The organism is Nocardiopsis sp. RV163 (genome assembly GCF_001029525.1).
GTDB classification, from domain to species: Bacteria; Actinomycetota; Actinomycetes; order Streptosporangiales; family Streptosporangiaceae; genus Nocardiopsis; species Nocardiopsis dassonvillei.
On the sequence record NZ_LEKI01000090.1, the window covers coordinates 1 to 23,486 of the forward strand.

Annotated in this window: 22 protein-coding genes and 1 pseudogene; 10 read left to right on the forward strand and 13 right to left on the reverse strand. The window is 72.4% G+C overall.

All coding sequences use genetic code 11. From position 1 onward, the window contains the following. Both ABD54_RS16335 and ABD54_RS16340 read right to left on the reverse strand, forming a co-directional pair. Positions 1-641, reverse strand: a pseudogene (locus ABD54_RS16335) (hypothetical protein); the annotation flags it as partial. A gap of 16 nt (positions 642-657) precedes the next feature. Then, on the reverse strand, positions 658-1,053 hold the full coding sequence (locus tag ABD54_RS16340) for a hypothetical protein (RefSeq protein ID WP_047870357.1): 396 nt from the start codon (positions 1,051-1,053) through the stop codon (positions 658-660). A gap of 277 nt (positions 1,054-1,330) precedes the next feature. On the opposite strand from ABD54_RS16340, the gene ABD54_RS16345 reads away from it, so the two are divergent. Continuing rightward, the gene (locus ABD54_RS16345) at positions 1,331-3,811 is read left to right on the forward strand and encodes a PEP/pyruvate-binding domain-containing protein (protein WP_047870358.1); all 2,481 of its coding nucleotides are present in this window, start codon (positions 1,331-1,333) and stop codon (positions 3,809-3,811) included. On the opposite strand, the gene ABD54_RS28330 is transcribed toward ABD54_RS16345, so the two are convergent. Both ABD54_RS28330 and ABD54_RS16355 read right to left on the reverse strand, forming a co-directional pair. Continuing rightward, positions 3,808-4,395, reverse strand: a complete 588-nt coding sequence (locus tag ABD54_RS28330) for a hypothetical protein (RefSeq protein WP_047870359.1) — start codon at positions 4,393-4,395, stop codon at positions 3,808-3,810. The two genes, ABD54_RS16345 and ABD54_RS28330, sit on opposite strands and share 4 nt — an antisense overlap. Further along, positions 4,392-4,760, reverse strand: coding sequence for a hypothetical protein (locus ABD54_RS16355; protein ID WP_047870360.1), 369 nt, complete (start codon positions 4,758-4,760; stop codon positions 4,392-4,394). The genes ABD54_RS28330 and ABD54_RS16355 overlap by 4 nt, the downstream gene beginning before the upstream one ends. A gap of 284 nt (positions 4,761-5,044) precedes the next feature. On the opposite strand from ABD54_RS16355, the gene ABD54_RS16360 reads away from it, so the two are divergent. After that, positions 5,045-5,662 carry a DUF1707 domain-containing protein gene (locus ABD54_RS16360; protein ID WP_047870361.1) on the forward strand — a complete coding sequence of 206 codons (618 nt, stop codon included), beginning with the start codon at positions 5,045-5,047 and terminating at the stop codon, positions 5,660-5,662. A gap of 141 nt (positions 5,663-5,803) precedes the next feature. Here ABD54_RS16360 and ABD54_RS16365 read toward each other — a convergent pair whose 3' ends face one another. The 4 genes from ABD54_RS16365 to ABD54_RS16380 all read right to left on the reverse strand — a co-directional run bounded on the left by ABD54_RS16365 (position 5,804) and on the right by ABD54_RS16380 (position 7,709). After that, positions 5,804-6,346 carry a class IV adenylate cyclase gene (locus ABD54_RS16365; RefSeq protein ID WP_047870362.1) on the reverse strand — a complete coding sequence of 181 codons (543 nt, stop codon included), beginning with the start codon at positions 6,344-6,346 and terminating at the stop codon, positions 5,804-5,806. Between the two features lie 111 nt (positions 6,347-6,457). Continuing rightward, positions 6,458-6,910, reverse strand: a complete 453-nt coding sequence (locus ABD54_RS16370; RefSeq protein ID WP_235432083.1) for a Scr1 family TA system antitoxin-like transcriptional regulator — start codon at positions 6,908-6,910, stop codon at positions 6,458-6,460. Positions 6,911-6,976: 66 nt separating this feature from the next. Continuing rightward, the gene (locus ABD54_RS16375) at positions 6,977-7,507 is read right to left on the reverse strand and encodes a DUF6879 family protein (RefSeq protein ID WP_047870364.1); all 531 of its coding nucleotides are present in this window, start codon (positions 7,505-7,507) and stop codon (positions 6,977-6,979) included. Between the two features lies 1 nt (position 7,508). Continuing rightward, positions 7,509-7,709 carry a hypothetical protein gene (locus ABD54_RS16380; protein WP_047870365.1) on the reverse strand — a complete coding sequence of 67 codons (201 nt, stop codon included), beginning with the start codon at positions 7,707-7,709 and terminating at the stop codon, positions 7,509-7,511. 173 nt (positions 7,710-7,882) lie between these two features. On the opposite strand from ABD54_RS16380, the gene ABD54_RS16385 reads away from it, so the two are divergent. Together ABD54_RS16385 and ABD54_RS16390 are read left to right on the forward strand one after the other, a co-directional pair. Then, positions 7,883-8,989, forward strand: a complete 1,107-nt coding sequence (locus ABD54_RS16385) for a ThiF family adenylyltransferase (RefSeq protein WP_047870366.1) — start codon at positions 7,883-7,885, stop codon at positions 8,987-8,989. Next, positions 8,986-9,471, forward strand: a complete 486-nt coding sequence (locus ABD54_RS16390) for an HIT family protein (RefSeq protein ID WP_047870367.1) — start codon at positions 8,986-8,988, stop codon at positions 9,469-9,471. Before ABD54_RS16385 ends, ABD54_RS16390 begins: the two co-directional genes overlap by 4 nt. A 398-nt stretch (positions 9,472-9,869) precedes the next feature. Here the strand turns inward: ABD54_RS16390 and ABD54_RS16395 are convergent, their stop codons facing one another. Together ABD54_RS16395 and ABD54_RS16400 are read right to left on the reverse strand one after the other, a co-directional pair. Then, the gene (locus ABD54_RS16395) at positions 9,870-10,508 is read right to left on the reverse strand and encodes a hypothetical protein (protein WP_047870368.1); all 639 of its coding nucleotides are present in this window, start codon (positions 10,506-10,508) and stop codon (positions 9,870-9,872) included. Further along, positions 10,505-11,053, reverse strand: a complete 549-nt coding sequence (locus tag ABD54_RS16400; protein ID WP_047870369.1) for an ATP-binding protein — start codon at positions 11,051-11,053, stop codon at positions 10,505-10,507. Before ABD54_RS16400 ends, ABD54_RS16395 begins: the two co-directional genes overlap by 4 nt. Before the next feature lie 362 nt (positions 11,054-11,415). On the opposite strand from ABD54_RS16400, the gene ABD54_RS16405 reads away from it, so the two are divergent. From ABD54_RS16405 to ABD54_RS16420, 4 genes are all read left to right on the forward strand, one after another. After that, on the forward strand, positions 11,416-12,279 hold the full coding sequence (locus ABD54_RS16405) for a helix-turn-helix transcriptional regulator (RefSeq protein ID WP_047870370.1): 864 nt from the start codon (positions 11,416-11,418) through the stop codon (positions 12,277-12,279). Further along, positions 12,276-12,488: a DUF397 domain-containing protein gene (locus ABD54_RS16410; protein WP_047870371.1), complete on the forward strand. Its 213-nt coding sequence runs from the start codon at positions 12,276-12,278 to the stop codon at positions 12,486-12,488. The genes ABD54_RS16405 and ABD54_RS16410 overlap by 4 nt, the downstream gene beginning before the upstream one ends. A 102-nt stretch (positions 12,489-12,590) precedes the next feature. Next, positions 12,591-13,262, forward strand: a complete 672-nt coding sequence (locus ABD54_RS16415) for a hypothetical protein (protein WP_047870372.1) — start codon at positions 12,591-12,593, stop codon at positions 13,260-13,262. Positions 13,263-13,396: 134 nt separating this feature from the next. After that, positions 13,397-14,380 (forward strand): LacI family DNA-binding transcriptional regulator, encoded by a 984-nt coding sequence (locus ABD54_RS16420; protein WP_047870373.1) that lies wholly within the window; start codon positions 13,397-13,399, stop codon positions 14,378-14,380. A gap of 390 nt (positions 14,381-14,770) precedes the next feature. Here the strand turns inward: ABD54_RS16420 and ABD54_RS16425 are convergent, their stop codons facing one another. The 3 genes from ABD54_RS16425 to ABD54_RS16435 all read right to left on the reverse strand — a co-directional run bounded on the left by ABD54_RS16425 (position 14,771) and on the right by ABD54_RS16435 (position 18,657). Further along, positions 14,771-15,283, reverse strand: a complete 513-nt coding sequence (locus ABD54_RS16425) for a hemerythrin domain-containing protein (RefSeq protein ID WP_235432084.1) — start codon at positions 15,281-15,283, stop codon at positions 14,771-14,773. 157 nt (positions 15,284-15,440) lie between these two features. Beyond that, a complete protein-coding gene (gene xylA, locus ABD54_RS16430; RefSeq protein WP_047870374.1) occupies positions 15,441-16,598 on the reverse strand; it encodes a xylose isomerase in 1,158 nt (385 codons plus the stop codon). Between the two features lie 55 nt (positions 16,599-16,653). Beyond that, the gene (locus ABD54_RS16435; RefSeq protein WP_047870375.1) at positions 16,654-18,657 is read right to left on the reverse strand and encodes a beta-galactosidase; all 2,004 of its coding nucleotides are present in this window, start codon (positions 18,655-18,657) and stop codon (positions 16,654-16,656) included. Positions 18,658-18,743: 86 nt separating this feature from the next. Between ABD54_RS16435 and ABD54_RS16440 the strand changes: the two genes are divergently transcribed. After that, positions 18,744-21,059 carry a glycoside hydrolase N-terminal domain-containing protein gene (locus ABD54_RS16440; RefSeq protein WP_047870376.1) on the forward strand — a complete coding sequence of 772 codons (2,316 nt, stop codon included), beginning with the start codon at positions 18,744-18,746 and terminating at the stop codon, positions 21,057-21,059. Positions 21,060-21,151: 92 nt separating this feature from the next. After that, positions 21,152-23,486 (forward strand): glycoside hydrolase (locus tag ABD54_RS16445; protein ID WP_047870377.1); only part of this gene is annotated, 2,335 nt, incomplete at its 3' end.

A 23,486-nucleotide genomic window follows, 5' to 3' on the forward strand; every position in this document is an offset into this window, starting at 1 on the left:
CCCCCGCCGTCGCCGGAGGAGGAGCCTCCCCCGCCGTCGGCGCAGGGGCCCGATCCACCGCCGAAGCCTTCGCTGTCGCCCGGACTCCAGCCGGTGCCGCCCCCGGGTTCACCGGTCGGGGGCCGGTGGCCCTCCGGGCCCGCGTGTCCGGAGGGTCCCGGGTGTCCGGCGACCCCGTCGCCGGGGTGGCCGTACCCGTGCCCGGGCGGTGCCGGGTAGGCATGCCCGTATCCGTACGGCTGGCCGGGCGCGGGCGGTGCGAACGCGTGACCTGCCGCGTGGCCCGCGGTCGCCGGACCGGCGGCGCGGACGGCGGACCTCGACCGGACCAGGGCCACGGCGAGCACGACCAGAGCTCCGGTGACCGTGAGCCCGTACAGGAGCTCCACGATGACGTTCGTCAGCCCGATGGCCGTCACGACCGCTTCGAAGGACAGGCCCGCGGCCCCGACGGCGAAGTAGACCGCCGAACTCGCGGCCTGGACGATCGCGGCGGCGGTGAGCAGGGCCCCCGCGGTCCGGACGGCGCCGGGGAAGGGCGATCCCTTCGCGCGGACGAACGCGGTGATCCCCGCCGCGAGGAGGAAGAGGGTGCCGAGGAGGTAGAGGAGCGGGCCCGGGTTGGTGGAGAGGGAGGACATCGGAGGGCTCCTCGTGTCAGCGGGTCGGGAAGGGCCGCGGACCGGGGCGGTGGCCGGGCGGCGGTGGCGGAGCGGTGTTCCGGGCCGTGAGGCGCTTCGCCGCGGCCAGCACCAGGGCGAGCAGGCCGCCGACGAAGAACAGCGTGAACACCAGGTGCAGGGCCGGGACCACCGTGGTGTGCACCGCGATGTCCACGCCCGCGTACACGGGGGTGAGGGTCCAGATCTCGACCGCCAGGTCGCCGAGTGCGCCGAGGACGATCAGGGCCCCGCCCGTCGCCACGAGGCCCCTGCGGCCGGAGGCCACCACGCCGCTGAGGGCCAGCACGATGACGCCGAAGAGCAGGTAGAGGGCCTCGAACAGCAGGGAGAGGACGGAGGAGACGGTGTAGAGGGGGGATATCAGGTGCATCCGGGTCCTTTCCTGGGGGCGCGCGCGGATTCAGGCTCTCACGCCGGTCCGTCGGCCCGGTCGGCGCCGGTGCGAGGGCCGCCGACGCCCGCACGGGGCGGGGCGGGGCGGGGCGGCGGGTCCGTCCGCGTCGCCGTCCGCGCGTCGCCGTCCGCGTACACGGGGTGGGACGGCCGGCCCGCCCCGGGAGTTCTCCACAGATCCGTTTCGGCTGTGGCGGCCCCCGGCCCCGGCGAGGAACATGGGAAGCGGTGGTACAGCAGCCGGAGGTGGCGTCGTGCTCGTGGTGGAACTGGATCGGATCGACGGGGTGGGTACCGACCTGGTCGGCGGCAAGGCCGCCGGGCTGGCCGGGGCGATCGCGGCCGGAGAACGCGTGCCGCCGGGTTTCTGCGTCACCACCGAGGCCCACCGCTCAGGGAGGCTGCCGGAGGCGGAGGTGACCGCCGCCTACGGGGCCCTCGGCGGCGGCCGGGTGGCGGTCCGGTCCAGCGCGACCGCGGAGGACCTGCCGGACGCCTCCTTCGCGGGACAGCAGGACACCTACCTCGACGTCGAGGGCGCCGACGACCTCCTCACGGCCGTCCGCCGGTGCTGGGACTCGCTGTGGACCGACCGCGCCGTCGCCTACCGGCGCGACCGGGGGATCGGCGACGACGGGGTGCACATGGCCGTCGTCGTGCAGCGCATGGTCGAGCCCCGGGCCGCGGGGGTGCTGTTCACCGCAGACCCGGTCACCGGCACGCGGGGCGAGACCGTCCTGGACGCCGTTCCCGGCCTCGGGACCGCGGTGGTCGACGGCACGGTCCGGCCCGACCACTACGTCGTGCGCGCGGACGGCGGGACCGAGGGACCTGAGGACGGATGCCTGTCCCCGCAGGAGGTGGCGGTCCTGCACGCCGCCGGGGAGCGGCTACAGCGCCACTTCGGCTCGCCGCAGGACGTCGAATGGGCCCTGGACCGCGACGGAACCCCCTGGATCCTCCAGTCCCGCCCGGTCACCACCCTCTTCCCGCTGCCCGACCCCCACGAGGACGGTCCCCGCGCCTACTTCGAGGTCGGCAACATGCAGGGCATGCTCCGCCCGTTCACCCCGATGGGCCTGTCCGTGCTGGGAATCGTCGCCTCAGCGTGGCTCGGCTCCCGGGGTACCGGATCCGACGGCGGAGGAGGGGCAGCGGTCTCGGTGGCGGGCAGGTTCTACCTGGACCTCACCCCCTACCTGCGCAACCGTTGGGTCCGCGGCGCGCTGCCGGGCAGCATGGTCGTCTACGGCCCCCGGGCCGCGGCCGCCGTCCGCTCCCTCCTGGACGACCCGCGCTTCGCCGCGCGCCCGGGTGGCCGCGTCAGCCTGGGCAGGGCGTTCGGGGCCGTCGTGCGGGCGCTGCCGCTCACCGGCAGGGTCCTCGGGGACGCGGCGTCCGCGCTCGTGGACCCCGAAGACGCCAGACGCCGCTTCCTGCGGGCCGGTGCGGTGCTCCGGCAGCGGGCCACCCGCGCTCCGGAGCACGCGCTCACCCCCGCGCGACGGCTCCGGCACGCGACGGACCTCCAGAACGAGGCGCTGAAGGAGGGGATGATTCCGATGATCGGACCCCTGTGTGTCGCGATCCTCTCCGCCAAGGCGCCCGAACTGCTGCTCAGGGGGATCGCCGAACCGGGTGAGGTGGCCGCCGCCCTCGGCGGGATGCCGCACAACGTCACCACGGAGATGGACCTGGCGCTGTGGCGGCTGGCGGTCGGGGCCCGCGGGCACGGCGAGCTGCTCAGGGACACCCCGCCCGAGGAACTGGCGGCCCGGTACCGGGCGGGGACGCTCCCCGGCATCGGCCTCGACGGTTTCCTGGAGCGGTACGGGCACCGCGGCGCCGCCGAGGTCGACGTCGGCGTGCCCCGGTGGTCGGAGGACCCCGCACCCCTGTTCGCCGCGATCGCCAACTACCTGCGGGTGAGCGATCCGGAGCAGGAGCCCGACCGCAGGTTCGCCCGGGCCGCCGCCGAGGCCGAACGCACGCGGGACGCGCTGGTCCGCAGGGCGCTCGCCTCCCGGCCGGTCCGCGCGCGTCTGGCGTCGTTCTCCCTCGACCGTGCGCGCGCCCTGGCCGGGATGCGGGAGTACCCCAAGTTCTCCTGGCTGTTCGCCATCGCCGAGACGCGTCGGCAGCTCCTCCTCGTCGGCGCGGAGATGGTCGGGGCGGGGCGGCTGGACGCGCCCGACGACATCATGTTCCTCCGTCTGCCGGAGGCGCGCGCCCTGGTGGAGGACGCGGACCAGCGCGCGCTCGTCGCCGAGCGCCGCGCCGAGTACCTGCGTGAGCGCAAGCGCCGCCGGGTGCCCCCGGTCCTGCTGTCCGACGGCACCGACGTGGAGGCCGTGCTGCCCGCCCCGCTATCCGGGCGGGACGGGGAGTTCCTCGGCGTGCCCGCCTCCTCGGGGACCGTGACCGGGACGGCGAGGGTGATCCACGACCCGGCGGGTGCCGCGCTCGAACCGGGGGAGATCCTGGTGGCCCAGAGCACGGACCCCGGGTGGACACCCCTGTTCATGACCGCCGGAGGGCTGGTGGTGGAGACGGGGTCCACCATCGCGCACGGGCCGACGGTCGCCAGGGAGTACGGCATCCCCGCCGTGATCTGTGTTCCCCGGGCGACCGAGGTGATCCGGGACGGGCAGCGGATCACCGTCGACGGCAGCACGGGCACGGTCCGCGTCGAGGGCGGGGAGGGGCCTGAGCAGTCCGGACAGGTGGAGGGCTAGAAGCCGCCCCCGCCACCGCCTCCGTCGGCCCCGCCGTCGGCTCCTCCTCCACCTCCGCCTCCGCCGTCGTCGTGGCCGCCTCCGCCGTCGAAGGCGTCGCCGCGACGGCCGGGATCGCCCGCTGCCGCGTGGGCGTTCGAAGCGTGTGCGGAGGACCGGCCGCCGTCGTAAGGGGCGCCGCCCGGACGTCCGCCCCGTGTTTCCGGCCGCTGCTCCGGCCGCCGCGGAACGGTTCCCCGGGGCGCGCGCCGCCGTCCCCGGGGGCTGATCACCGCGCACAGCAGCAGGACGAGCGCCGCCGCGAGCAGCGCGTGGACCCCGACGTCGAGGGCGAACAGCACCGGGACCGGTACCTCACCGTTCTCCACCGGGGCCGGGAGGAAGAGGAACCGGAACCAGAGCTGCCGGGCCCCCTGGATGACGCTGAGGAGCACCAGCAGGCCGCCTCCGGCGCGTACGAGGCCGCGCCCGCCGGGCGCCCTCCCGGCCAGGGCCAGCGCGATCGTCCCCGCCAGCAGCGGGGGGAGCACCACGGTCAGCAGGTTCAGGAGGAACCGCACCAGGTCTGGTCCCTGTTCGGTCATCGCCGGGCCCCCTCGTGCGGTCCGCCGTAGGGGGAGGCCGACGGAGGTGGCGGCCCGGCCCGCGACGTCCTCCGGGCGGCGGCCGCGACCAGCAGGAGCATGCCCGCGCCGAGGAGGAGCGCGGACAGGTGGTGCGACACGCCCGTGATCAGCCCGGCGGTCTCCGCATCCGCCACCCGTTCGCGCACCCAGGGGGAGAAGAGCCGGTCGAGCAGCGACAGGACGGAGGAGGACAGCAGCGCCGCCGCGCCCAGCCCGGTAAGCGCACGGCGTTCCGCCGCGGCCGCGAGGCAGCAGACCAGTGCGAAGAGGCCCACCAGCAGGAGGAGGAACGGTCCGATCAGGTAGGGCAGGTGGAGGTTCACCGCGGTCCTCTTCGGTGGGGGAGTCGTCGGGGCCGTGGCCCGGTGCGCGCCGAGCCGCGAGGGAACCTACCCGTCCGAGGGGTGTCCGAGGCGGCGACGGCCGCTTGTGGCCAGACCCGCGGGGCTCCGAACCCGCCCCCGCAGGGCCGGGACCGGCCCCCGCCGAGTCGGTGGAGCCGCTCCCGGCCCACCCGTAACCGGCCCGGGGACACCGGCGCCCACGGCACCGACGGGTCCGGTCTTCGAGATGTACAGTCCGGTTCGCCCGCTCCTATCCTTGTGCCATGAACGCCCAGCCTCCGAAACCCCCCGCGCGCACCGCCCCCACCGCGGACCTGCGCGCCTCCCACGCCGAACGGGAAGCGGTGGTGGAGCGACTGCGCGACGCGGCGGCCGAGGGGCGCATCGACCTCGACGAGTTGGACACGCGCCTGGAGCAGGCGCTGAATTCCAGGACGCACGCCGAACTGGCCGTCCTGACCGCCGACCTGCCGCAGCCGCAGCTCCCCGAAAGTCAGCCGCCGCTGGTGGTCAAGGGCGGTATGCACGGGGCGTCCCTCGGCCCCGGGCGATGGGAGGTGCCCGGGCACGTGATCGCCCACGGGGGCATAGCGGGAGTGAAGATCGACTTCAGCCGGGTCGAGTGCCGCTTCACGGAGGTCGTGGTGGAGGCGTACGGGGAGGCCGCCGGTGTCACGGTCGTCATCCCCGACGGCTGGGCGGCGGACACCGGCGGCCTGGACCCCGGCATCGGCGGCCTGAAGGACAAGACGACCCCCGACCGGCTCGCGGGGACCCCGTTGATCCGGCTCACCGGGAACGGCGGTATGGCCGGAGTGGTCATCCGCCACCCCAACCGCTGGGAACGGCGCAAGCTGAACAGCAACCCGAAGCAGGACTAGCAGCCCCGCCCGGGGCCGCCGGCATCAGTCCCGGGCGACGCGGGGTATCCGCCCAAGGGTTCCTCGTAGCCGGAGCCGTCAGCGCACATCACTGGTTCGCGTCGTGTGCCCGCTGCTCGGCGGGCACACGACGCTCTGATGTCAGTTCTCCTCGAACTGCAGGTCCGCGATCGTGGCCAGGTCGATGCCGTAGCGGGCGTAGACCTTGGTGGTGTTCTCCCCTGTCAGGTCCGCTTCGGTGTAGCCGAGCAGTGCCGCGACGCGCACGACCTCGGCTCGGCTGTCGGCCTCGATCTCCAGGTAGGCGGGGATACGCGGCCAGGTGTCGATCTCCAGTCGGGCGCCGTCCAGGGTGAAGCTGTGGCGGCGGTTCTCCTGGTAGGCCTTGGGGGTGTAGCCGAGCTTGCCCAGCAGGGCGTTGGCGGTGGCGAAGTCGCCCACGGATGTCTCGGTCTCTCGGGTGCCGCCGATGGCGTCGGAGTCGATCTCCTTGACCGTGAGCGTGATCTGACTGCCGGTGTCGCGCAGGCGCACCCATCGGGAGGCGTCGCCGGGTTCGATGTCGTAGACGTAGCGGCGCTGGAGCACCTCGCCCAGGTCGGTGCCGCCCTTGTCAAGGATGCGCTGGGTCACCTGGTCGACGTCGATGTCCAGGACCTTGGCCTCGTACTCGATCGCGCTCATGGCGTCGGGTTTCCTTCCGTGCTGTGCGCCGTGGTGAGGAGAGAGCGGGGAGCGTCCGAGGAGAACATGCCGCCTGTGGTCAGGCTGGCATGTGGTCGTGAACCGTTTGCCTCATCGCGGACAGTCGGGGCCATGACCGGTCAGAGTCGACCGGGCGCGCTCCACCAGTTCGAGGGCCGCGCGGCCCCGCACAGCGGAACGCGATAGGGCCGAGAAGACGCGCCGGTAGGGCTCGACCGCGTCGTCGTCGGTCAGGCACAGCTCGGCCCCGATGGTTTCCACGATCACGCGGTTGTCGTCGTAGAGCCAGAATCCGTGCATGGGCGAAGCCGTCAGCTGTGTCGCCAAGGGGATGATCCCGATGCCCTCGGGGCCACGGCGAACACACTCTGCCAGGTGGTCGAGTTGTTCGACCTGCACCTTCGGAGACGCCTGCCGTGTGCGCAGAATCGGTTCCCACAGCAGGATCTGCAACTGCTTGTCACGTGCATTCAGGATGGCGCGGCGTTCCATCCGTTTGCGCACGCCTTCTTCCACGTCGGTCGGAGTTCCGTGCAGTTCCACCGCTCTTGAGATCATGGCACGGGCGCAGGCGGACGCCGAGGGAGATCCGGGTTGTCTGGTAGTCGGTCATTCCGCCCTTGTCGCCATGTACTGAGTGAACGTCAGTGCATGGTGCCATGCGGCGTCGCGCGCCTGTAGGGCGGTGAGTACCTGAGTGAGGTCCTCACTCAACGAGGCACCGAGAACTCTGCCCTGTTCGTCGAACTCCAGTCTGGCTACCGTACGGCTGTCGAACACCCAGAAGTCGTGGTCGGGGAGTTCCGCCACAATCGGATGGGTACGCGGCAGGTAACGGATGTCCTCACCGACGCCGAGGTTGTAGGGAGTACCCCACAGCTCCCAACGCAGGTAGTCGGAAGGCGGGTCGTCGATGAGCCGGACCCGCTCCATGCGCTTGCCGGTGGCCAGTTCGGCGCGCATCATCTTCAACCAGGGCTTGAACCACTCAATGTCGGAGTCGTCCCCTACCAGCCACCGCTGAAAAGGGTCGTTCTCGTGCAGGACTCCGTAGAAGGTACGGGTTTCCAGACGCCAGGCGGTATGGCGATACTGCCGGAAGAGGTCATTGAACCCCTCTCCGGAAACGAGATCGGACACGTTACTCCTTCGGTGAGAATCGGGTCAGGAGTTCGCGGGGCACCACGACGAACTCCTCGTCGGGCAGCACGTCCGCGAGTTGGGAGAGTGCCTCGGGATCGGTGAGCCGGTAGCCCTGGACGACGATGCTTCCGCTGTCGGTCTCGTACAGCGTGGGACAGTTTCCACCGTGTGAGGTCGTGCCGAGTTTGCGGAGCTTCATGGTCCTCCTCGGTTCAGGGGGTGCGCTACGAGTATCCCGGGCCGAGGACGGCCGGGGCAGGTGTTGGCGTATCTCGTGGACGCAATCTCGCGCAATCCCTGCGCCCCGCCTTCCCCTGTCTGCCTACGTTCGTGCTGTCCCCGTTCTCCTCGGCTGCCAAGGCGGTACCGGCCATGTCCCCTGACACCGTCCACCACGATCCTCCGCGCGTGCTCGCCCCCTATGTCCGGGTCGGGGTCCAGGACACGACCCTGTTCCTCGGTTTCGGTTCGATACGCCAACCGGTACACGACCGCGCGCTGTGGGAGCCGCTGCTGCACCTGGCCGACCACTTCCGCGAACCGCGGACCCGACAGGAGGCCTCGGACCACCTACGCTCCTCCTGCGGCACCGACCCGGCCTCGGCCGAGGCGGCGATGCTGCTGCTCGAACACGGCAACTGCCTGATCCCTGCCCACACCTACGACCGCGCCGACCGTTACAGCAGGCACGCGCTGTTCTACGAACTCTCCGGCACCGACGCCGAACGGGTACAGCGGCGTCTGTCCCAGGCCCGCGTCGTCCTGCTCGGTTGCGGCGGCATCGGCAACCTGGTCGCGGTCACCCTGGCCACGGCCGGGGTAGGGGAGTTGACCCTCGTGGACGGTGACCACGTGGAACTGAGCAATCTGACCCGCCAGTTCCTGTTCACCGAGGCCGACATCGGTCTGCCCAAGGCGGAGGTGCTCGCCCGGGAGTTGGGTCGGCGGAACTCCTCGTGCCGGGTCCGGCCGGTGGTGCGCGGGGTGGCGGACTCGGCTGACCTGGCCCACCTGCCCGCGTGCGATCTCCTCGTGGTCTCGGCGGACTCGCCTGGTCTCACGGGGACGATCAACGCCCGCTGCGTCGCGTCGGGAATAGCGTGGCTGAACGCCTGCTACGTCAACGACATCGCGGTGTGGGGTCCGCTGGTGGTGCCGGGGGTGACCGGATGCTGGGACTGCCGACCGCTGACCGCGCGCCCTCCTGAGGACGACACCGGGCTGGCCTCCCTCGTCGCACGCGTCAACGGGCGCTATCAGGCGCCCTCCAACGGTCCGGTCAACATGTTGGTCTCCTCCTTGGCCGCGCTGGACGTGCTGCGCCACCTGGGCGGGTTCGGCACACCGGCCTCGCTGAACCGCCGTGTGGGGGTGTGGTCGCACGATCTGGCCCTCGACCAGCAGGCAGCGGAGCGCGACCCCGACTGTGTCACCTGCTCCGAGGCCACCCTGCCCTCGTCTCTCGAAGGAGTCCGATGAACGCCGACCGCGACGCGAGCTGCGTCTTCTGCCGGATCGTGTCCGGGGACCCGCCCGCGCACCGGATCTGGGAGGACGACGACCACCTGGCGTTCCTGTCGATCTTCCCCAACACCGAGGGGTTCTCGGTGGTGATCCCCAAGGTCCACCGCACCAGCTACGTGGTCGATCTGGAACCGTCGGAGTATGCGGCCCTGCACCTGGCCGCACGCGAGGTCGCCCGCCGCCTGGACACGGCCTTTCCCGACGTGGCGCGCACCGGGATCATGTACGAGGGCTACGGGGTGGACCACGCCCACGCCAAGCTCTTCCCCATGCACGGCACCGCGGGCAACGCGGGCGAGGACTGGCGCGAGGTGGTCTCACCGATCGAGGGCTACTTCGACCGATACCAGGGCTACCTGTCCTCGCACGACCACACCCGCGCCGATGACTCCTGGCTCGCGGACGTGGCCGAACGCGTTCGGAAGGCCGCTCTCTGAACCCAACGGTCGTGCACTCAACGCGCACGTGAGCGGGGCGGCCCTCGGAGAGCCGCCCCGCCGTCGTGGTGCTGTTGCCTTAGTTGTTGCCGTCGTCGTTCACAGCGGGCCTCCTCCTCGTTGCGGGGGTTCGTTCGCGGGCTGTGGGCGTCCCGGGTGGCCCAATGGCCTGCGACAACCATGAAAGCCGGTGCTGAGGGCCCAGCCAACGCTCTTGCGCGAGATTGCTCCCGGCACACGGGAAACGCTGACGCGAGCGATGACGCGCTCGAAGGGCTTACCGGGGCTGTCGGTTCCCCGGGACGCGGACGGCCGACGCCAGGAAGGTGTGACGGCCGCGCCCGGGCCCCCGATCCGGCGCGGCCTCCTGGAGGGGTTCGGGTGCGGGCTGATCTCGGCTACAGCAGAACCGTGGCCAGGTGCTGGGCCAGGGCTCCGGCGCTGGTCGCGAGGGTGTAGGCGGCCAGCAGACGGGCCGGTCCGGTGCGGGTCCAGCGGAGGCGTCGGGGTCTGCGGTGGCTGTGCGGGCGCTGGGATCGGCGGCGCGGCAGCGGCGGGCGTTCCGGGTGTTGCGGACGGGGCGGACGGGGCTGGAGCGGGCCGTCGTCGGTGGCGGGCCTCGGGGGCGGAACCGCTGGCGCCTGCGGGCGCTTCGGTGACGGTGAGGACTTGCGCGGGCCTTCGGGGGCCTCAGTGCCCCGAGTGCCCGGCGTGCTCCGAGAGTCCTGAGCGCCCCGGGGTTCCCGGGAGCCGTGTGCGGCCAACCGGGCGGCTTGGACGTGCATCCAGACGGGCAGTTCGCCGTGGAGTCGGCGGTAGGCCACGCGTGGGTTGTCCGCCATCTCAGCCAGGAGCCGCTGTTCCCGGGTGGTTTCGTCGGTTTCGCCGGTGTTCCCGGAGCGTTTGAGGCTGTCGGGGCAACCGGAGGGACCGGTGTCGCTGGCGGTACCCGGGCGGACGAAGCGCTGTCCCCGGGGCGCGTCCAGGACCCGGCGGATGCGGTCGGTGCCGGGCCCGCCGACGGCGGGGGCGCTCACCTGTCGGCCCCGGCGGCGGTGGCGCTGGCGGGGGCGGCGGGGGTGAGTGTGAACTCGGCCCACACGACCGTGCCCAGCCCCGCGCAGAACGGGAAGTCCACCACGGCGCGGGCGCCCCACCTGGTGGACAGGGAGTTGACGAGCAGCAGGCCACGGCCGCGTTCGGCCTGCTCCCAGTCGGACGCGGTGCGCTGGTGCGGGATGTGCGGGAGGGAAGGGCTCTCGGCCCGGACGCCGTCGTCGGTGATGCCCAGGTGCAGGGCTGTGGCGGTGGGCATGGACAGGGTCCGGACGACCCGGCCGTTCGCCTGGCCGGAACGGGAGTGGTCGGCGGCGTTGGCGAACATCTCGCTGGCGCAGAGCACGATCGTGTCGGCCAGGTCGGGGCACAGCCCTTCAAGGCGGGACAGGTCGGAGCGCAGGTCCTCACGCACCCAGGCGGCCTGGGCGAGGAGACCGGGATAGATCCGGGAGGGCCAGCGCCGCCCGGCGGTGGGCGGGGCGGGCGTGTGGATGGCTGCGCGGGGACGCGGCACAATGGTCATGTCGGCACGCTCCTTCAGGCATGAATCGGGTTGTCGATGTGGGCTCTGGAGGCGCTGCTATCGCCCCCAGAGCCCGTTTTCGTGTGGCCGCTCTACGGCGGCCTGGCGAGGATTCTCACCGGTGAGAGGCTGCGTCCCTGAGCGCGCGGCTCTTCCCCCGTCTACCGGACAAGCCGTGTACGAGCGTGTAGCTGGCACGTACACACGTTCCGGCAACCCAGGCGATCCGTACGGCGGTCAGCGCCTTCACCCCTATAGTGAGGCACGCACACAGAAAATCCAAGTGTTGGAAATTAAGTTGCTTGGTATATCCTAAATGTGAAGTTTGCAGGTCACGGGATAATGAGGCAACGGTCCACCACATGAACGAGGAGACAGCCGTGGCTCAGGGTTCCCCCGTACGGCGTCGCTATCTGGTCAGTCAGCTCAAACGTCTGCGTGCGGACGCCGGGTTCTCCCAAGGAGAGGTCTCCAAGCGCATGGGCTGGGAGTCCGGCAAGATCATCCGGATCGAGACGGGCAAGTTCATACGGTTGAACTCGGCGGACGTCTCCGAGTTGTGCCGCCTGTACGGCTCCACCGATGGACTGCGCGAAGAACTGGTGGGGATCGCCAAGGCATCACGCAAGCAGAAGCCCTGGTGGTTCCAGTACAAGGACGTCGGCATCGGTGCCTTCTACGGCTTGGAGCACGAGGCCGCCAAGATCCAGGAGTACACGATCGGTCTGGTCCCCGGCCTGCTTCAGCACCGGGACTACATCGAAGCCATGATGGGACGCGGTTACATCCCCACCGAGGAGGAGCGCGCACGCCGGGTTGAGGCACGCATGCAGCGGCACACCAACGTCCTCGAACGGGAGGAGCCGCCGCGTATCTGGATGATCTTGGACGAGTCCTGCCTGCGCTGCGTTATCGGCGGCTCCGAAGTGATGGCCGCACAGCTTTCCCACCTGGACCAACTGGCCAACCGGCCTTCCATCAACATCCAGGTGCTTCCGGCGACGGCTGGCATGTCGCGTACCTACGGTTTTTCCATGCTGACCTTCGACGAGACGGACCGTGCGCTGTTCGTGGACGTCCCTCCGAACGGGCTGTTCTTCGAGGACCCCGAGGCCTTGTTGGAACACGAGATAGCGTTTGACCAACTACAGGCGTCCGCACTCTCCACAGCGGAGACGCGAACCCTCTTCAAGACGCTGACCGACGAGTACAAAAGGCCGTCATGACTCCGAGCACGACCACCAACGAATCCTTCGTCCCCGTCCGGCCGTGGCACAAGGCGAGCTACACCAACGACAGAGGTGCCTGTGTGGAGGTCGCGGAGGGCCCGATCACCGGGGTCCGGGACACCAAGCACCGTGAGCTGGGCGCGCTCTTCTTCGGCGGTGGCGAGTGGCAGGCCTTCCTGGGTGCCGCGAAGGACGGCCGTAGCTAGAGCCCTGTGGCCCCAGGGGCTGCTCCGGGACGCCCGGCCCGCCGTGCGCCCTTCGGGTCGTTGGTCCCATGTGTGCGGCTCGCACCGGGGTAGTTCGCCGGTATGAACAGGAACCGCGGCATCCCCCGTACCCCCGGGCGGTTCGGCACCCTCATGGGCCGATTCAACATCTACGCCCAGAACAACCCACGTCAGTTCGGCCTCCGCACAGCCCTGGGCGTCGGCGTCTTCAGCGTCTTCTGCGCCTCCCTGCTGTTCGGCCCCCTGTTGGTGGCCGAGGGCTTCGGCGGACCGCTCCCCGTCATCGCGGGAGGCACCCTGGCCGGGGCGCTGGTCCTCACAGCGCTCGGCGGCTTCCTCTGCACGTGGATGATGCGCCGCATGGTCAAGGACAGACCGCTACCTGTGGACGCCGACCCGGCCAAGGCCTGGGCCGCGCACTGGCAGATCATGCGGGGCACCCTCCACACGGACCCCGAGACCAACCGGCTCGGGCGCATCCTCGCCGACCAGAGCGACACCTCCCGCTCCCCGAAGTTCATGCTCGTTTTCGGCTGCTTCGTTGCCGTGCCCAACGTCGCCAACGCCCTGCTCGTCTACGACAGCGAATCTCCGGTCGCCCTGATCAACCTGTTCATGGCAGGAGCGCTGGTGGCCATGATCGCTGCCTTCGTCCCCCTGATGATGCGCCGCCAGCGCAGGGTCCGCCAGTTCCGTGAGACCTACGACCGCGCCGCCGCGGGCTCCTCCGGTACGCTCGAACCCGAGGACTGACCACGGCGCCCCCTTCCCTCACCCCCCACGCTCCGTGACCACGCCTCGCCCGGCGGCGCCCATCGGCGCCACACCCGGTAGACACGGTGCGCAACAGCGCATCGAATCGGTTCGAAAACGGACGGGACGGCACGGTGCGGATCTCCGATGTGGCCCGGCACGCTGGCGTGTCGCCGAGCACGGTCTCCTACGTCCTCAGCGGCAAGCGGTCGATCTCCGAGACCACCCGGCGGCGCGTGAAGGAGAGCATCGACGCACTCGGTTACCAGCCGCACGCGGGCGCCCGCTCCCTGGCCAGCCGCCGCAGCAACGTGATCGCCCTGGTCATCCCGCTCCGCGGCGACGTCCACGTCCCCGTCGCGATGCGTTTCGCCGTCTCGGTGGTCACCGCCGCCCGCGCGCACGACCACGACGTCCTCCTGCTCACCCAGGGCGAGGGCCCCGACGGCCTGCGCCGGGTCTCCGGAAGCGCCATGGTGGACGGCGTCATCGTCATGGACGTGGAGGCCGACGACGCCCGCGTCCCCGTCCTGCGCGAGTTGGACCTGCCCTCGGTCCTCATCGGTGTCCCCGAGGACACCGAGGGCCTGACCTGCGTGGACCTCGACTTCGCCGCAGCCGGGGCCGCGTGCGTGCACCACCTCGCCGACCTCGGCCACACCGACCTCGCCTTCGTCGGTCAGCCCCCCTCGGTGTACGAACGGCGCACCGGGTTCGCCGAGCGCACCACCACCGGCTTCGAGCGCGCCGCGGCCGAGCGCGGCGTGCGCGCCACCCTGCACCCGTGCTCCCCCGACACCGCGCACGGCCTCGCGGAGGGCCTGCTCCGTGAGCGGCCCGGCCTCACCGGCCTCATCGTGCACAACGAGCCCTCGGTCGGCCCGCTGCTCGAATCCTTCGCCGGGCACGGCCGCACCCCGCCCGGGCTGTCCGTGGTCGCCATCGGCCCGGTCCCGCCCGGCGCCCCGCCGCTGACTTCGGTGGACCTGCCCGCCGAGGAGGTCGGAGCCCGCGCGGTCGGCCTGCTCATGGACAAGATCGACGGCCCCGGGAACCCCGGGGTGACCCTGCTCGAACCCCGGCTCACCTCCCGGGAGAGCACCGCCCCGCGCGCCTGACCCCGCTCCGCGCCCGGCCGGGGGTGTGGCGGGTGTGACAGGGGACACCGGAAAAAGTGCCCCCGGGTCGCGGAATACCCGCCCCCGCCCTCCCGTTGTACGGGGTGCTGGAAGGTGCGGTAGAAAGTGTCCCCCGGGCTCCACTCAAAGCCTTCACGGAATACCGCGCCCGCAAGGGCGGCAGGAGCCGTGTTGTGCACCGCGCCGTGAGGCGACCGCCGCACCCTTCCGGCGTACGTGACGGCCCCGCCGGGCAACCGCCCGGCGGGGCCGTTTCACGTCCCGTGCCCGCGAGGGGGGCTCAGCCGCGCCGGGCCTTGCGCACGGCCTCGGCCGGCTCCGCCTCGTTCGTCTCGGAGCGGTTCCCGACGTCCAGCTCCTCGGCCTCCTCTAGAGGTCGCGCTGCCTGAGGGCCCCGCCCTGGGCTTCGAAGCGCTTGAGCTCCTGCCCGCGCCGCTCCCAGAACGCCCTGCCCAGCTCCTGGGCGCGCTTCCGGCCCACCGCCTCCCTGAGACCGGGCAGGATGTCGCTCTCCTCCTCCTCGACGTGGTGCTTGACCGCGTCGACGAACTCCTCGCAGCGCCTGTCGAACTCCCTGCCCTGCGGGTCGCAGTCCTTCAGCTTCCGGAGCAGCTCCTCGGCCTCCTGGTGCTCCTCCGTGCCGTGCCTGACCTCGGGCCCCTCGCCAGCGGCCTCGGCGGCGGCCGGGTACACCTCGTCCTCCTCGGCGCGGCTGTGCGCGGTGAGGATCGCCTCGATCTCCTCCAGCAGGCGCGGCCGCCGGTCGGGCTCGGACTGGAGCCGGTCGAACAGCTCCTCCATGGTCCGGTGGTCCTTCATGATCAGGGTGACGGCGTCCTCGGCCATGTTCGCCTCCGCTTCGGTGGTGGTGCGTCCGACCACCGCCACTACCCACGGCCCCGGTATCCAGACACGGTGCCCACCGGTCACCGACCGGCCTGCCCCCGACCTGCCGCCGCCCCGCGCCGATCCCGGGAAAGACCGGGGCCGCGCCCCGCGCGCCCCGCGCGGAACACGGCCCGGGCCCGGGGACGCGGGGTCAGCGCAGGCCGAACAGGTGCTCCATGGCGAGCTGGTCCAGGCGCTCGAAGTGGTATCCCCGCGCGCCGACCTCGGCCAGGTCGATCTCCTCGGCCAGCAGGTCGGACAGGGACTCGCCCTCGCCCAGCGTGGACCGGGACAGCTCGGGCACGCGCGAGGCCGCGAGCGCCTCCACCACCTCGGGGTCGGCGCGGAACGCCCTGGCCTTCTCCTTGAGGATGAGGTAGTTGCGCATGCAGGCCGCCGCCGACTCCCACACGCCGCTCATGTCCTCGGTGCGCGGAGTCTTGAAGTCGAAGTGCAGCGGGCCGTCGTAGCCCGCGTTCTCCAACAGGTCCACCAGGAAGAACGCCTCCTTGACGTCGCCCGAGCCGAAGCGCAGGTCCTGGTCGTACTTGATCCCGCGCTGGCCGTTGAGGTCGATGTGGAAGAGCTTGCCCGCCCACAGGGCCTGCGCGACGCCGTGCGCGAAGTTCAGCCCGGCCATCTGCTCGTGGCCGACCTCCGGGTTGACCCCCACCATCTCGGGGTGCTCCAGCTCGTTGATGAAGGCCAGGGCGTGGCCCACGGTGGGCAGCAGGATGTCGCCGCGCGGCTCGTTGGGCTTGGGCTCCAGGGCGAAGCGCAGGTCGTGGCCCTGCTCGCGCACGTAGCCGCACAGGATGTCGAAGGCCTCGCGCAGCCGGTCCAGGGCGGCGCGGTCGTCCTTGCCCGCCTCGGTCTCGGCGCCGTCCATGCCGCCCCAGCACACGTACGTCTTCGCGCCCAGCGACACGGCCAGCTCGATGTTGCGGATGACCTTGCGGATGGCGTACCGGCGCACGTCGCGGCTGTTGGAGGTGAACCCGCCGTCGCGGAACACCGGGTCCGAGAACAGGTTGGTGGTCGCCATCGGCACCTTGAGCCCGGTCTCGTCCAGGGCCGCGCGGAACCGCTTGAGGATGTCCTCGCGCTCGGTGTCGGAGCTGCCGGGCGGGATGAGGTCGTCGTCGTGGAAGGTGATCCCGTGCGCGCCGAGGTCGGCGAGGCGGCGCACGGCGTCCACCGGGTCGAGCACAGGGCGGACGGGGTCGCCGAAGGTGTTCACCCCGCGCCACCCCACGGTCCACAGACCGAAGGTGAACCTGTCCGCGGGCACGGGCTGGTAGCTGCTCATGTCGTGTCTCCTGAGGTAGGCGCAGGACTCCGGAATAGTTTGTCTAGAGTCACAACTAATTGTCAACGGGGTGGCCGCGCAACACCGCCACCCCGCCGCCCGGCAGGGTCATCCCCTGCGCCGAAACGCCCGACACCAGGTCGCGGGCGCCCGCGTCCAGCCCGAACCGCTCCGGGTCGATCCACCGAGGCCGGTCGTCGTGGTTGGTGACGAACACCCACGCGCCGTCCCGGTCCACCCGGCGCACCACCTCCAGCCCCGGCTCCGGGAACGGCCCCGCCCCCGCCGCCTCGGCCAGCAGCCGCGCCAGGCCCCGGTCCGACAGCCGGGCCGACAGGTACCAGGCCTCGCCCGCGCCGTGGCGCCGCCGCGTCACCGCTGGCAGCCCGTCCAGCGGCCCGCCCGCGTAGCGGGCCACCGCCTCGGCCCCCGCCAGGTGGACGTGCTCGCTCCACAGCGTGACCTCCTCGCGAACCGAACCCAGGTCCACGCCCACCGACTCCCCGGTCGGCAGCGGGTACACCTCCTCCACCCGCACCCCCAGCAGGTCCCGCAGCGCGCCCGGGTACCCGCCGGTGCGCACGGTCCCGTCCGGGTCGGCGGCCCCGCTCAGGAAGGTCACCACCAGCGTTCCGCCGTCCTCGGTGTAGCGGGCCAGCCGCTCGGCCGCCTCGTCCGAGAGCAGGTACAGGGCGGGCACCACCAGCAGCGGCACCCGCGGCAGGTCGCGGTCGGGGCGCACCATGTCCACCGTGCGCCCCGACCGCCACAGCACCCGGTGCACCTGGCGCGCGGCCTCCAGGTAGTCCACGCCCCGGGCGGGCAGCGATGGGCTGCCCAGCGCCCACCAGCACTCGGGGTCCCAGGTGAGCGCCGCGTCGGCGACCACGTCGGCGTCGCGCGCCTCCGCCACGCGGGGCAGTACGCTCCCCAGCTCGCACACCTCGCGGAAGATCCGCGAGTCCGGCCCGGCGTGCGGCACCATCCCCGAGTGCCACTGCTCGGCGCCGCCCCGGGAGGCCCGCCACTGGAAGAACATCGCGCCCCGCGACCCGCGCGCCACGTGCGCCAGGCTGTGCCGCGCCGTCTCCCCGGGGGCCTTGGGCCGGGTGACCTCGCCCGTGTAGGTCACACCCGCCGCCTGTTCCATCAGGAGCCACGGCCGTCCCGGGCCGGGCACGCGCTCCGCCCACGAGCGGGCCAGGTCGGCGGCGAAGGCGGTCTGCTCCGCCCCGCCCTGCCCCGTCCGGTCCGGGTAGTCGTCCACGGCCACCAGGTCCAGGTGCTCGGCCCACCGCCACGGGTCCACCGGAACCCAGTCGCCGAAGGCCAGGTTGGTCGTGACCGGCACGTCCGGCCGCACGGCGCGCAGCACGTCGCGCTGGGACAGGAAGTGGTCGAGCATCGCGTCCGACAGGAACCGCCGGAAGTCCAGCACGTGCGCCGGGTTGGGCAGGTACTGGGTCGCGCGCGGCGGCTGGACCTGCTCCCACTCCGAGTAGCGCTGGCTCCAGAACGCCGTGGTCCACGCCGCGTTGAGCCGGTCCAGGTCGCAGTGGCGTCCCCGCAGCCAGTCGCGGAAGGCCCCGGCGGTGTGCTCGGAGTGCGACCACGTCCCGTACTCGTTGTGCACGTGCCACAGGCGCAGCGCCGGGTGCGCCGAGTAGCGTTCCGCCAGCGCGCGGGCGATGCGCACCGAGGCCTCACGGTAGGCGGGGGAGCACACGTCGTAGGTGTCGCGGCTGCCGTGGGTGAGCCGTGTCCCGTCCGCGGTCACCGGCATCGCGTCGGGGTGGGCGAGCCCGAACCACGGTGGGGGAGAGGCGGTCGGTGTGGCCAGGGCGACCCCGATCCCGGCGTCGGCGAGCCGGTCCAGCACCCGGTCCAGCCACTCGAACCGGTACTCGCCCTCCTTCGGCTCCAGGAGCGCCCAGGAGAAGACGCCGACCGTCACGAGGTTGACCCCGGCGCGGCGCATCAGCTCCACGTCCTCCGCCTGGACCTCCTCCGGCCACTGCTCGGGGTTGTAGTCGCCGCCGAACCACAGCGGAGAGGACATGGGGGAACTCCTTCTGGTTTGGTGTGTGCGCCAACAAAGTAGGGCGAAAACCCCTCCGGGCGACACCCCCCACACGAGGAGAGCGCATGTCCGCAGCAAGACGGGTCCGCACCCGCCACCCGGTCGGGAACTGGGAGGACGCGCTGGTCACCGGCAACGGGCGGCAGGGGGCGCTCGTGCACTCGACGGCGGAGCGCGTCCGCCTCACCCTGTGCCACGAGCGGCTCTTCCTGCCGGTCTCCGAGCCCCTGCCCGCCCCCGAGACCGCGTCCCTGCTGCCCGGGCTCAGGGAGCTGCTGCGCCGGGGCCGTTCCCGAGAGGCCGCCGAGCGGATCGCGGAGTCGGCGGCGAGGGAGCACCCGGGCTACGCCGACACCCGGTGGATCGACCCGCTGGTGGGGGCCGCCGTGCTCTCCTTCGCCCCGCGCGGGCTCCGGCCGGGGCCGGTCACGCGCACGTGCGACCTGGACTCGGGGCTGGTCACCGAGGAGCTGCCGGACGGGACCGTGCACCGGGTCTTCGTCTCCCGGCCCGACGACGCAGTGGCCGTCGAACTCGCCTCGCCCCGCGGCCTGGACGGAACGCTGCGGCTCACCGCCCTGGAAGAGGCCCCGCCGGTCCCGATGACGGTGGTCCGCGAGGCCGACCCGGCCCTGCTGACCCTGCGGGCGGACTTCCCCGAGCGTCCGCCCGGCGGGCTGCCGGGGTATACGGTGACCTGCGCCGTCAGCGCCGAGGGCGGCCGGGTCGGCGCCGACGGCCAGGGGCTGGACCTGAGGGGCGTCCGGCGGCTGCGGCTGACGGCGCGCGTGCGGGTGGACGGGTTCGCCGCGTCGGAAACGGGGAGCCCCGTGGCCCCGTCCGGGACGGGTGGGCCCACCGGGAGCCCGGAGGACTTCGCCGTGGCGCTCGAACGCCACCGGGCGGTGCACGGCGACCTCATGTCCCGCTTCCGGCTGGAGCTGGAGGGCGGTCCGGTCCGCCCCGACGCGCTCGGGGAGGACCTCCTGGCGGCGGGGGCCGCCCCCGGCCTGATCGCCCGCCTGGTCGACGCCGGGCGGTACGCGGTCATCTCAAGCTGCGGCGACCTGCCGCCCACCCTCCAGGGGGTGTGGAGCGGCACCTACGACCCCCCGTGGCGGTCGGGGTACACCTTCGACGGCAACCTGCCCTCCGCCCTCGCGGCCCTGCACACCACGGGCACGCCCGAGCTGATGACCGGCCTGTTCGACCTCCTCGACGGCATGGCCGACGACCTGGCGGAGAACGCGCGGCGGCTCTACGGCTGCCGGGGGATACTGCTGCCCGCTCACGCCTCCACCTCCGGCAGGCACAACCACTTCGGCCCCGAGTGGTGCCTGACCTGCTGGACCGCGGGCGCGGCGTGGACGTCCCGCCTGTACTGGGACCACTACTCCCACACCCGCGACCGCGCGTTCCTGCGCGAGCGCGCCCTGCCCTTCCTCACCGCCGCCGCGGAGTTCCACGAGGACTTCCTCACCGACGAGGGCTTCTCCCCCTCCTACTCGCCGGAGAACACCCCCGGGGACGGCGACGGCCAGGCCGCCGTCAACGCCACCATGGACGTCGCGGCCGTGCGCGACCTGGTGCGCAACCTGCTGCGGGCGCACCGCGTGCTGGGCGTTCCCGGCTCGCGCCGCTGGGCCCGGCTGGGGGCGCGTCTGCCCGGCTACCGAATCGCCCCGGGCGGCGAGCTCGCCGAGTGGGCGGGCCCGGCCGGGCCGGTGGAGCAGAGCGAGCGGCACGCGCACCGGCACGCCTCCCACCTGTACCCGCTCTGGTACGAGACCGACCCCGCCCTGGCCTCGCCCCGGCTGCGCGCGGCGGCGGTCGCCGCCGTGCGAGCCCGCCTGGCGTGGTGGCGCGGGCAGGAGTCCGACGAGATGGCCTTCGGCCTGGTCCAACTGGGGCTGGCCGCGGCCAACCTGGGCCTGGCCGCCGAGGCGCACGAGACCCTGTCGCTGCTGGCCACCCGCTACTGGCGGCCCACCCTGGTGCCCACGCACAACCGGGGCAGCCTGTTCAACGTGGACATCGGCGGCGGGTTCCCCGCCGTGGCGGCGGCGGTGCTGGCCCGGTCCGCCGAGGGGCGCCTGGACCTGCTGCCCGCCCTGCCCCGGGAGTGGGCCTCGGGGCGGGTGGAGGGGCTGCGGGCCCGGGGCGGGATCGTCGTGGAAGTCCTGGAGTGGTCCGGCGGCCGGGCCCGCGCGCGGCTGCGGGCCGTCGAGCCCCGCCGGACGGTGGTCGCGCTGCCCGGCGGGGAACGGCGCGGGGTGGACCTGGTGCCCGACCGGACGGTGTCCCTGCAATTCGCGGTGGTCGCCGACAAGGAGTCGAAGCGCTTCGAAAATTCCCGCGCAACCCCCCTTGCCGGGGGTTAGTCGGCTATCCAGACTAATGGGGAATTCGCGCCCGCCCCGGGACCGGATTTCCGGGGAGGGCTCACCCCCCGATTCCCCCAAGGAGCCCGCACATGCCCCCCGAACAGCACCGGCCCCCCAGACGCGGGCGGGGCCTACCGGCGCTCGCCGTCGCGGCGGCCACCGCACTGGCCGCCTCCACCGTCGTCGCCGCCACCGCGGCCGGGGCCGCCCCCGCCGAACCGGCCGCGGCGCGGGCCGCCTACGAGTGGGACAACGTCGAGATCGTCGGGGGCGGCTTCGTCCCCGGCATCGTCTTCAGCGAGACCGAACCGGGCCTGGCCTACGCGCGCACCGACATCGGCGGCGCCTACCGCTGGAACCCCGACACCGAACGCTGGATACCCCTGCTCGACTGGGTCGGCTGGGACGAGTGGGGCTACACGGGCGTCGTCAGCATCGCCACCGACCCCGTCGACCCCGACCGCGTGTACGCGGCCGTGGGCACCTACACCAACGGCTGGGACCCCAACAACGGGGCCGTCCTCAGCTCCGACGACCGCGGCGAGACCTGGGACGTCGCCGAACTGCCCTTCAAACTCGGCGGCAACATGCCCGGCCGCGGCCTCGGCGAGCGCCTGGCCGTGGACCCCAACGACAACAGCGTCGTCTACTTCGGCGCGAGCGGCGGCAACGGCCTGTGGCGCAGTACCGACCACGGCGCCACCTGGGCCGAGGTCGAGGCCTTCCCCAACCCCGGCGACTACGTCCAGGACCCGGGCGACGAGACCGGCATGATGTCCGACATCACCGGCGTGACCTGGGTGGACTTCGACCCCCGAACCGGGTCCGAGGGCTCGGTCACCCAGGACGTCTACGTCGGCGTCGCCGACCTGGACGACCCGGTCTACCGCAGCCGGGACGGCGGGCAGACCTGGGAGCCCGTCCCCGGCGCGCCCACGGGGCACCTGCCCGCGCACTCGGTCGTGGACCACGAGGGCGGCCAGCTCTACATGGCCACCACCAGCACCCCCGGCCCCTACGACGGCGACTCCGGCGACGTGTGGCGCATGGACCTGGCGACGGGGGAGTGGAGCAACATCAGCCCCGTCCCGTCCAGCTCCGAGGACAACTACTTCGGCTACGGCGGCCTGACCATCGACCGGCAGGACCCGGACACGCTGATGGTCGCCACCCAGATCTCCTGGTGGCCCGACATCCAGATCTACCGCAGCACCGACCGAGGCCGGACCTGGACCCAGGCGTGGGACTGGGGCGCCTACCCCGAGCGCACCGCGCGCTACGAGATGGACATCTCCGGAGCGCCCTGGCTGGACTTCGGCGGCACCGGGACGCCCCCGGAGACCCAGCCCAAACTCGGCTGGATGACGCAGGCGATGGCGATCGACCCGTTCGACTCCGACCGCTTCATGTACGGCACGGGCGCCACGGTCTACGGCAGCGACAACCTCACCGACTGGGACGCGGGCACCACCTTCGACATCGGGGTCAGGGCGCACGGCATCGAGGAGACGGCCGTCAACGACCTGATCAGCCCGCCCGGGGGCGCACCGCTGCACTCGGCCCTGCTCGACGTCGGCGGCTTCACCCACCAGGACCTGGAGACCGTCCCCGACCAGATGTACCAGCAGCCCTACTGGGGCCACGGGACCAGCCTGGACTTCGCCGAACTCCAGCCCGCGACCATCGCGCGGGTCGGCGGCGGCGACGCCGAGGCCGCCATCGGCCTGTCCACCGACGGCGGCGAGAGCTGGTGGGCCGGGCAGGAGCCCGGCGGCGTGACCGGCGGCGGCACGGTCGCGGTGAACGCGGACGGCTCGTCCCTCGTGTGGAGCCCCGACGGCACCGGCGTCCACGTCTCCACCACCCTGGGCTCGTCGTGGACCGCCTCCACCGGCGTTCCGGCGGGCGCGAGGGTGGAGGCCGACCGGGTGGACCCGGACGTGTTCTACGCCGTCTCCGGCGGCACCTTCTACACCAGCACCGACGGCGGGGCCACCTTCACGGCGGGCTTCGACGGGCTCCCGGCCGAGGGCGAGATCCGCTTCGGCGCGGTGCCCGGCCACACCGGTGACGTGTGGGTCGCCGGAGGCACCGGTGACCACTACGGCATGTGGCGGAGCACGGACGCCGGGGCCTCCTTCGAGCAGGTCGAGGCCGTGGACGAGGGCGACGCGGTCGGCTTCGGCGCGCCCGCGCCGGGCTCGGACTACCCGGCGGTGTACACCAGCTCCAGGATCGACGGCGTGCGCGGGATCTTCCGCTCCGACGACGCGGGCGGGAGCTGGGTGCGGATCAACGACGACCGGCACCAGTGGGCCTGGACGGGGGCGACCGTCACCGGCGACCCCGACGTCTACGGCCGGGTCTACGTCGGCACCAACGGCCGGGGGATCGTCTACGGCGACCTGGCGGGCGGGGGCGGCG

What these genes read in the sequence shown, in the direction of transcription:
- ABD54_RS16340 (WP_047870357.1), bottom strand. Translation starts at nt 1,053, where the DNA reads ATGCACCTGATATCCCCCCTCTACACCGTCTCCTCCGTCCTCTCCCTG.
- ABD54_RS28330 (WP_047870359.1), bottom strand. Translation starts at nt 4,395, where the DNA reads ATGACCGAACAGGGACCAGACCTGGTGCGGTTCCTCCTGAACCTGCTG.
- ABD54_RS16360 (WP_047870361.1), top strand. Translation starts at nt 5,045, where the DNA reads ATGAACGCCCAGCCTCCGAAACCCCCCGCGCGCACCGCCCCCACCGCG.
- ABD54_RS16365 (WP_047870362.1), bottom strand. Translation starts at nt 6,346, where the DNA reads ATGAGCGCGATCGAGTACGAGGCCAAGGTCCTGGACATCGACGTCGAC.
- ABD54_RS16380 (WP_047870365.1), bottom strand. Translation starts at nt 7,709, where the DNA reads ATGAAGCTCCGCAAACTCGGCACGACCTCACACGGTGGAAACTGTCCC.
- ABD54_RS16385 (WP_047870366.1), top strand. Translation starts at nt 7,883, where the DNA reads ATGTCCCCTGACACCGTCCACCACGATCCTCCGCGCGTGCTCGCCCCC.
- ABD54_RS16390 (WP_047870367.1), top strand. Translation starts at nt 8,986, where the DNA reads ATGAACGCCGACCGCGACGCGAGCTGCGTCTTCTGCCGGATCGTGTCC.
- ABD54_RS16400 (WP_047870369.1), bottom strand. Translation starts at nt 11,053, where the DNA reads ATGACCATTGTGCCGCGTCCCCGCGCAGCCATCCACACGCCCGCCCCG.
- ABD54_RS16405 (WP_047870370.1), top strand. Translation starts at nt 11,416, where the DNA reads ATGAACGAGGAGACAGCCGTGGCTCAGGGTTCCCCCGTACGGCGTCGC.
- ABD54_RS16410 (WP_047870371.1), top strand. Translation starts at nt 12,276, where the DNA reads ATGACTCCGAGCACGACCACCAACGAATCCTTCGTCCCCGTCCGGCCG.
- ABD54_RS16415 (WP_047870372.1), top strand. Translation starts at nt 12,591, where the DNA reads ATGAACAGGAACCGCGGCATCCCCCGTACCCCCGGGCGGTTCGGCACC.
- xylA (WP_047870374.1), bottom strand. Translation starts at nt 16,598, where the DNA reads ATGAGCAGCTACCAGCCCGTGCCCGCGGACAGGTTCACCTTCGGTCTG.
- ABD54_RS16435 (WP_047870375.1), bottom strand. Translation starts at nt 18,657, where the DNA reads ATGTCCTCTCCGCTGTGGTTCGGCGGCGACTACAACCCCGAGCAGTGG.
- ABD54_RS16440 (WP_047870376.1), top strand. Translation starts at nt 18,744, where the DNA reads ATGTCCGCAGCAAGACGGGTCCGCACCCGCCACCCGGTCGGGAACTGG.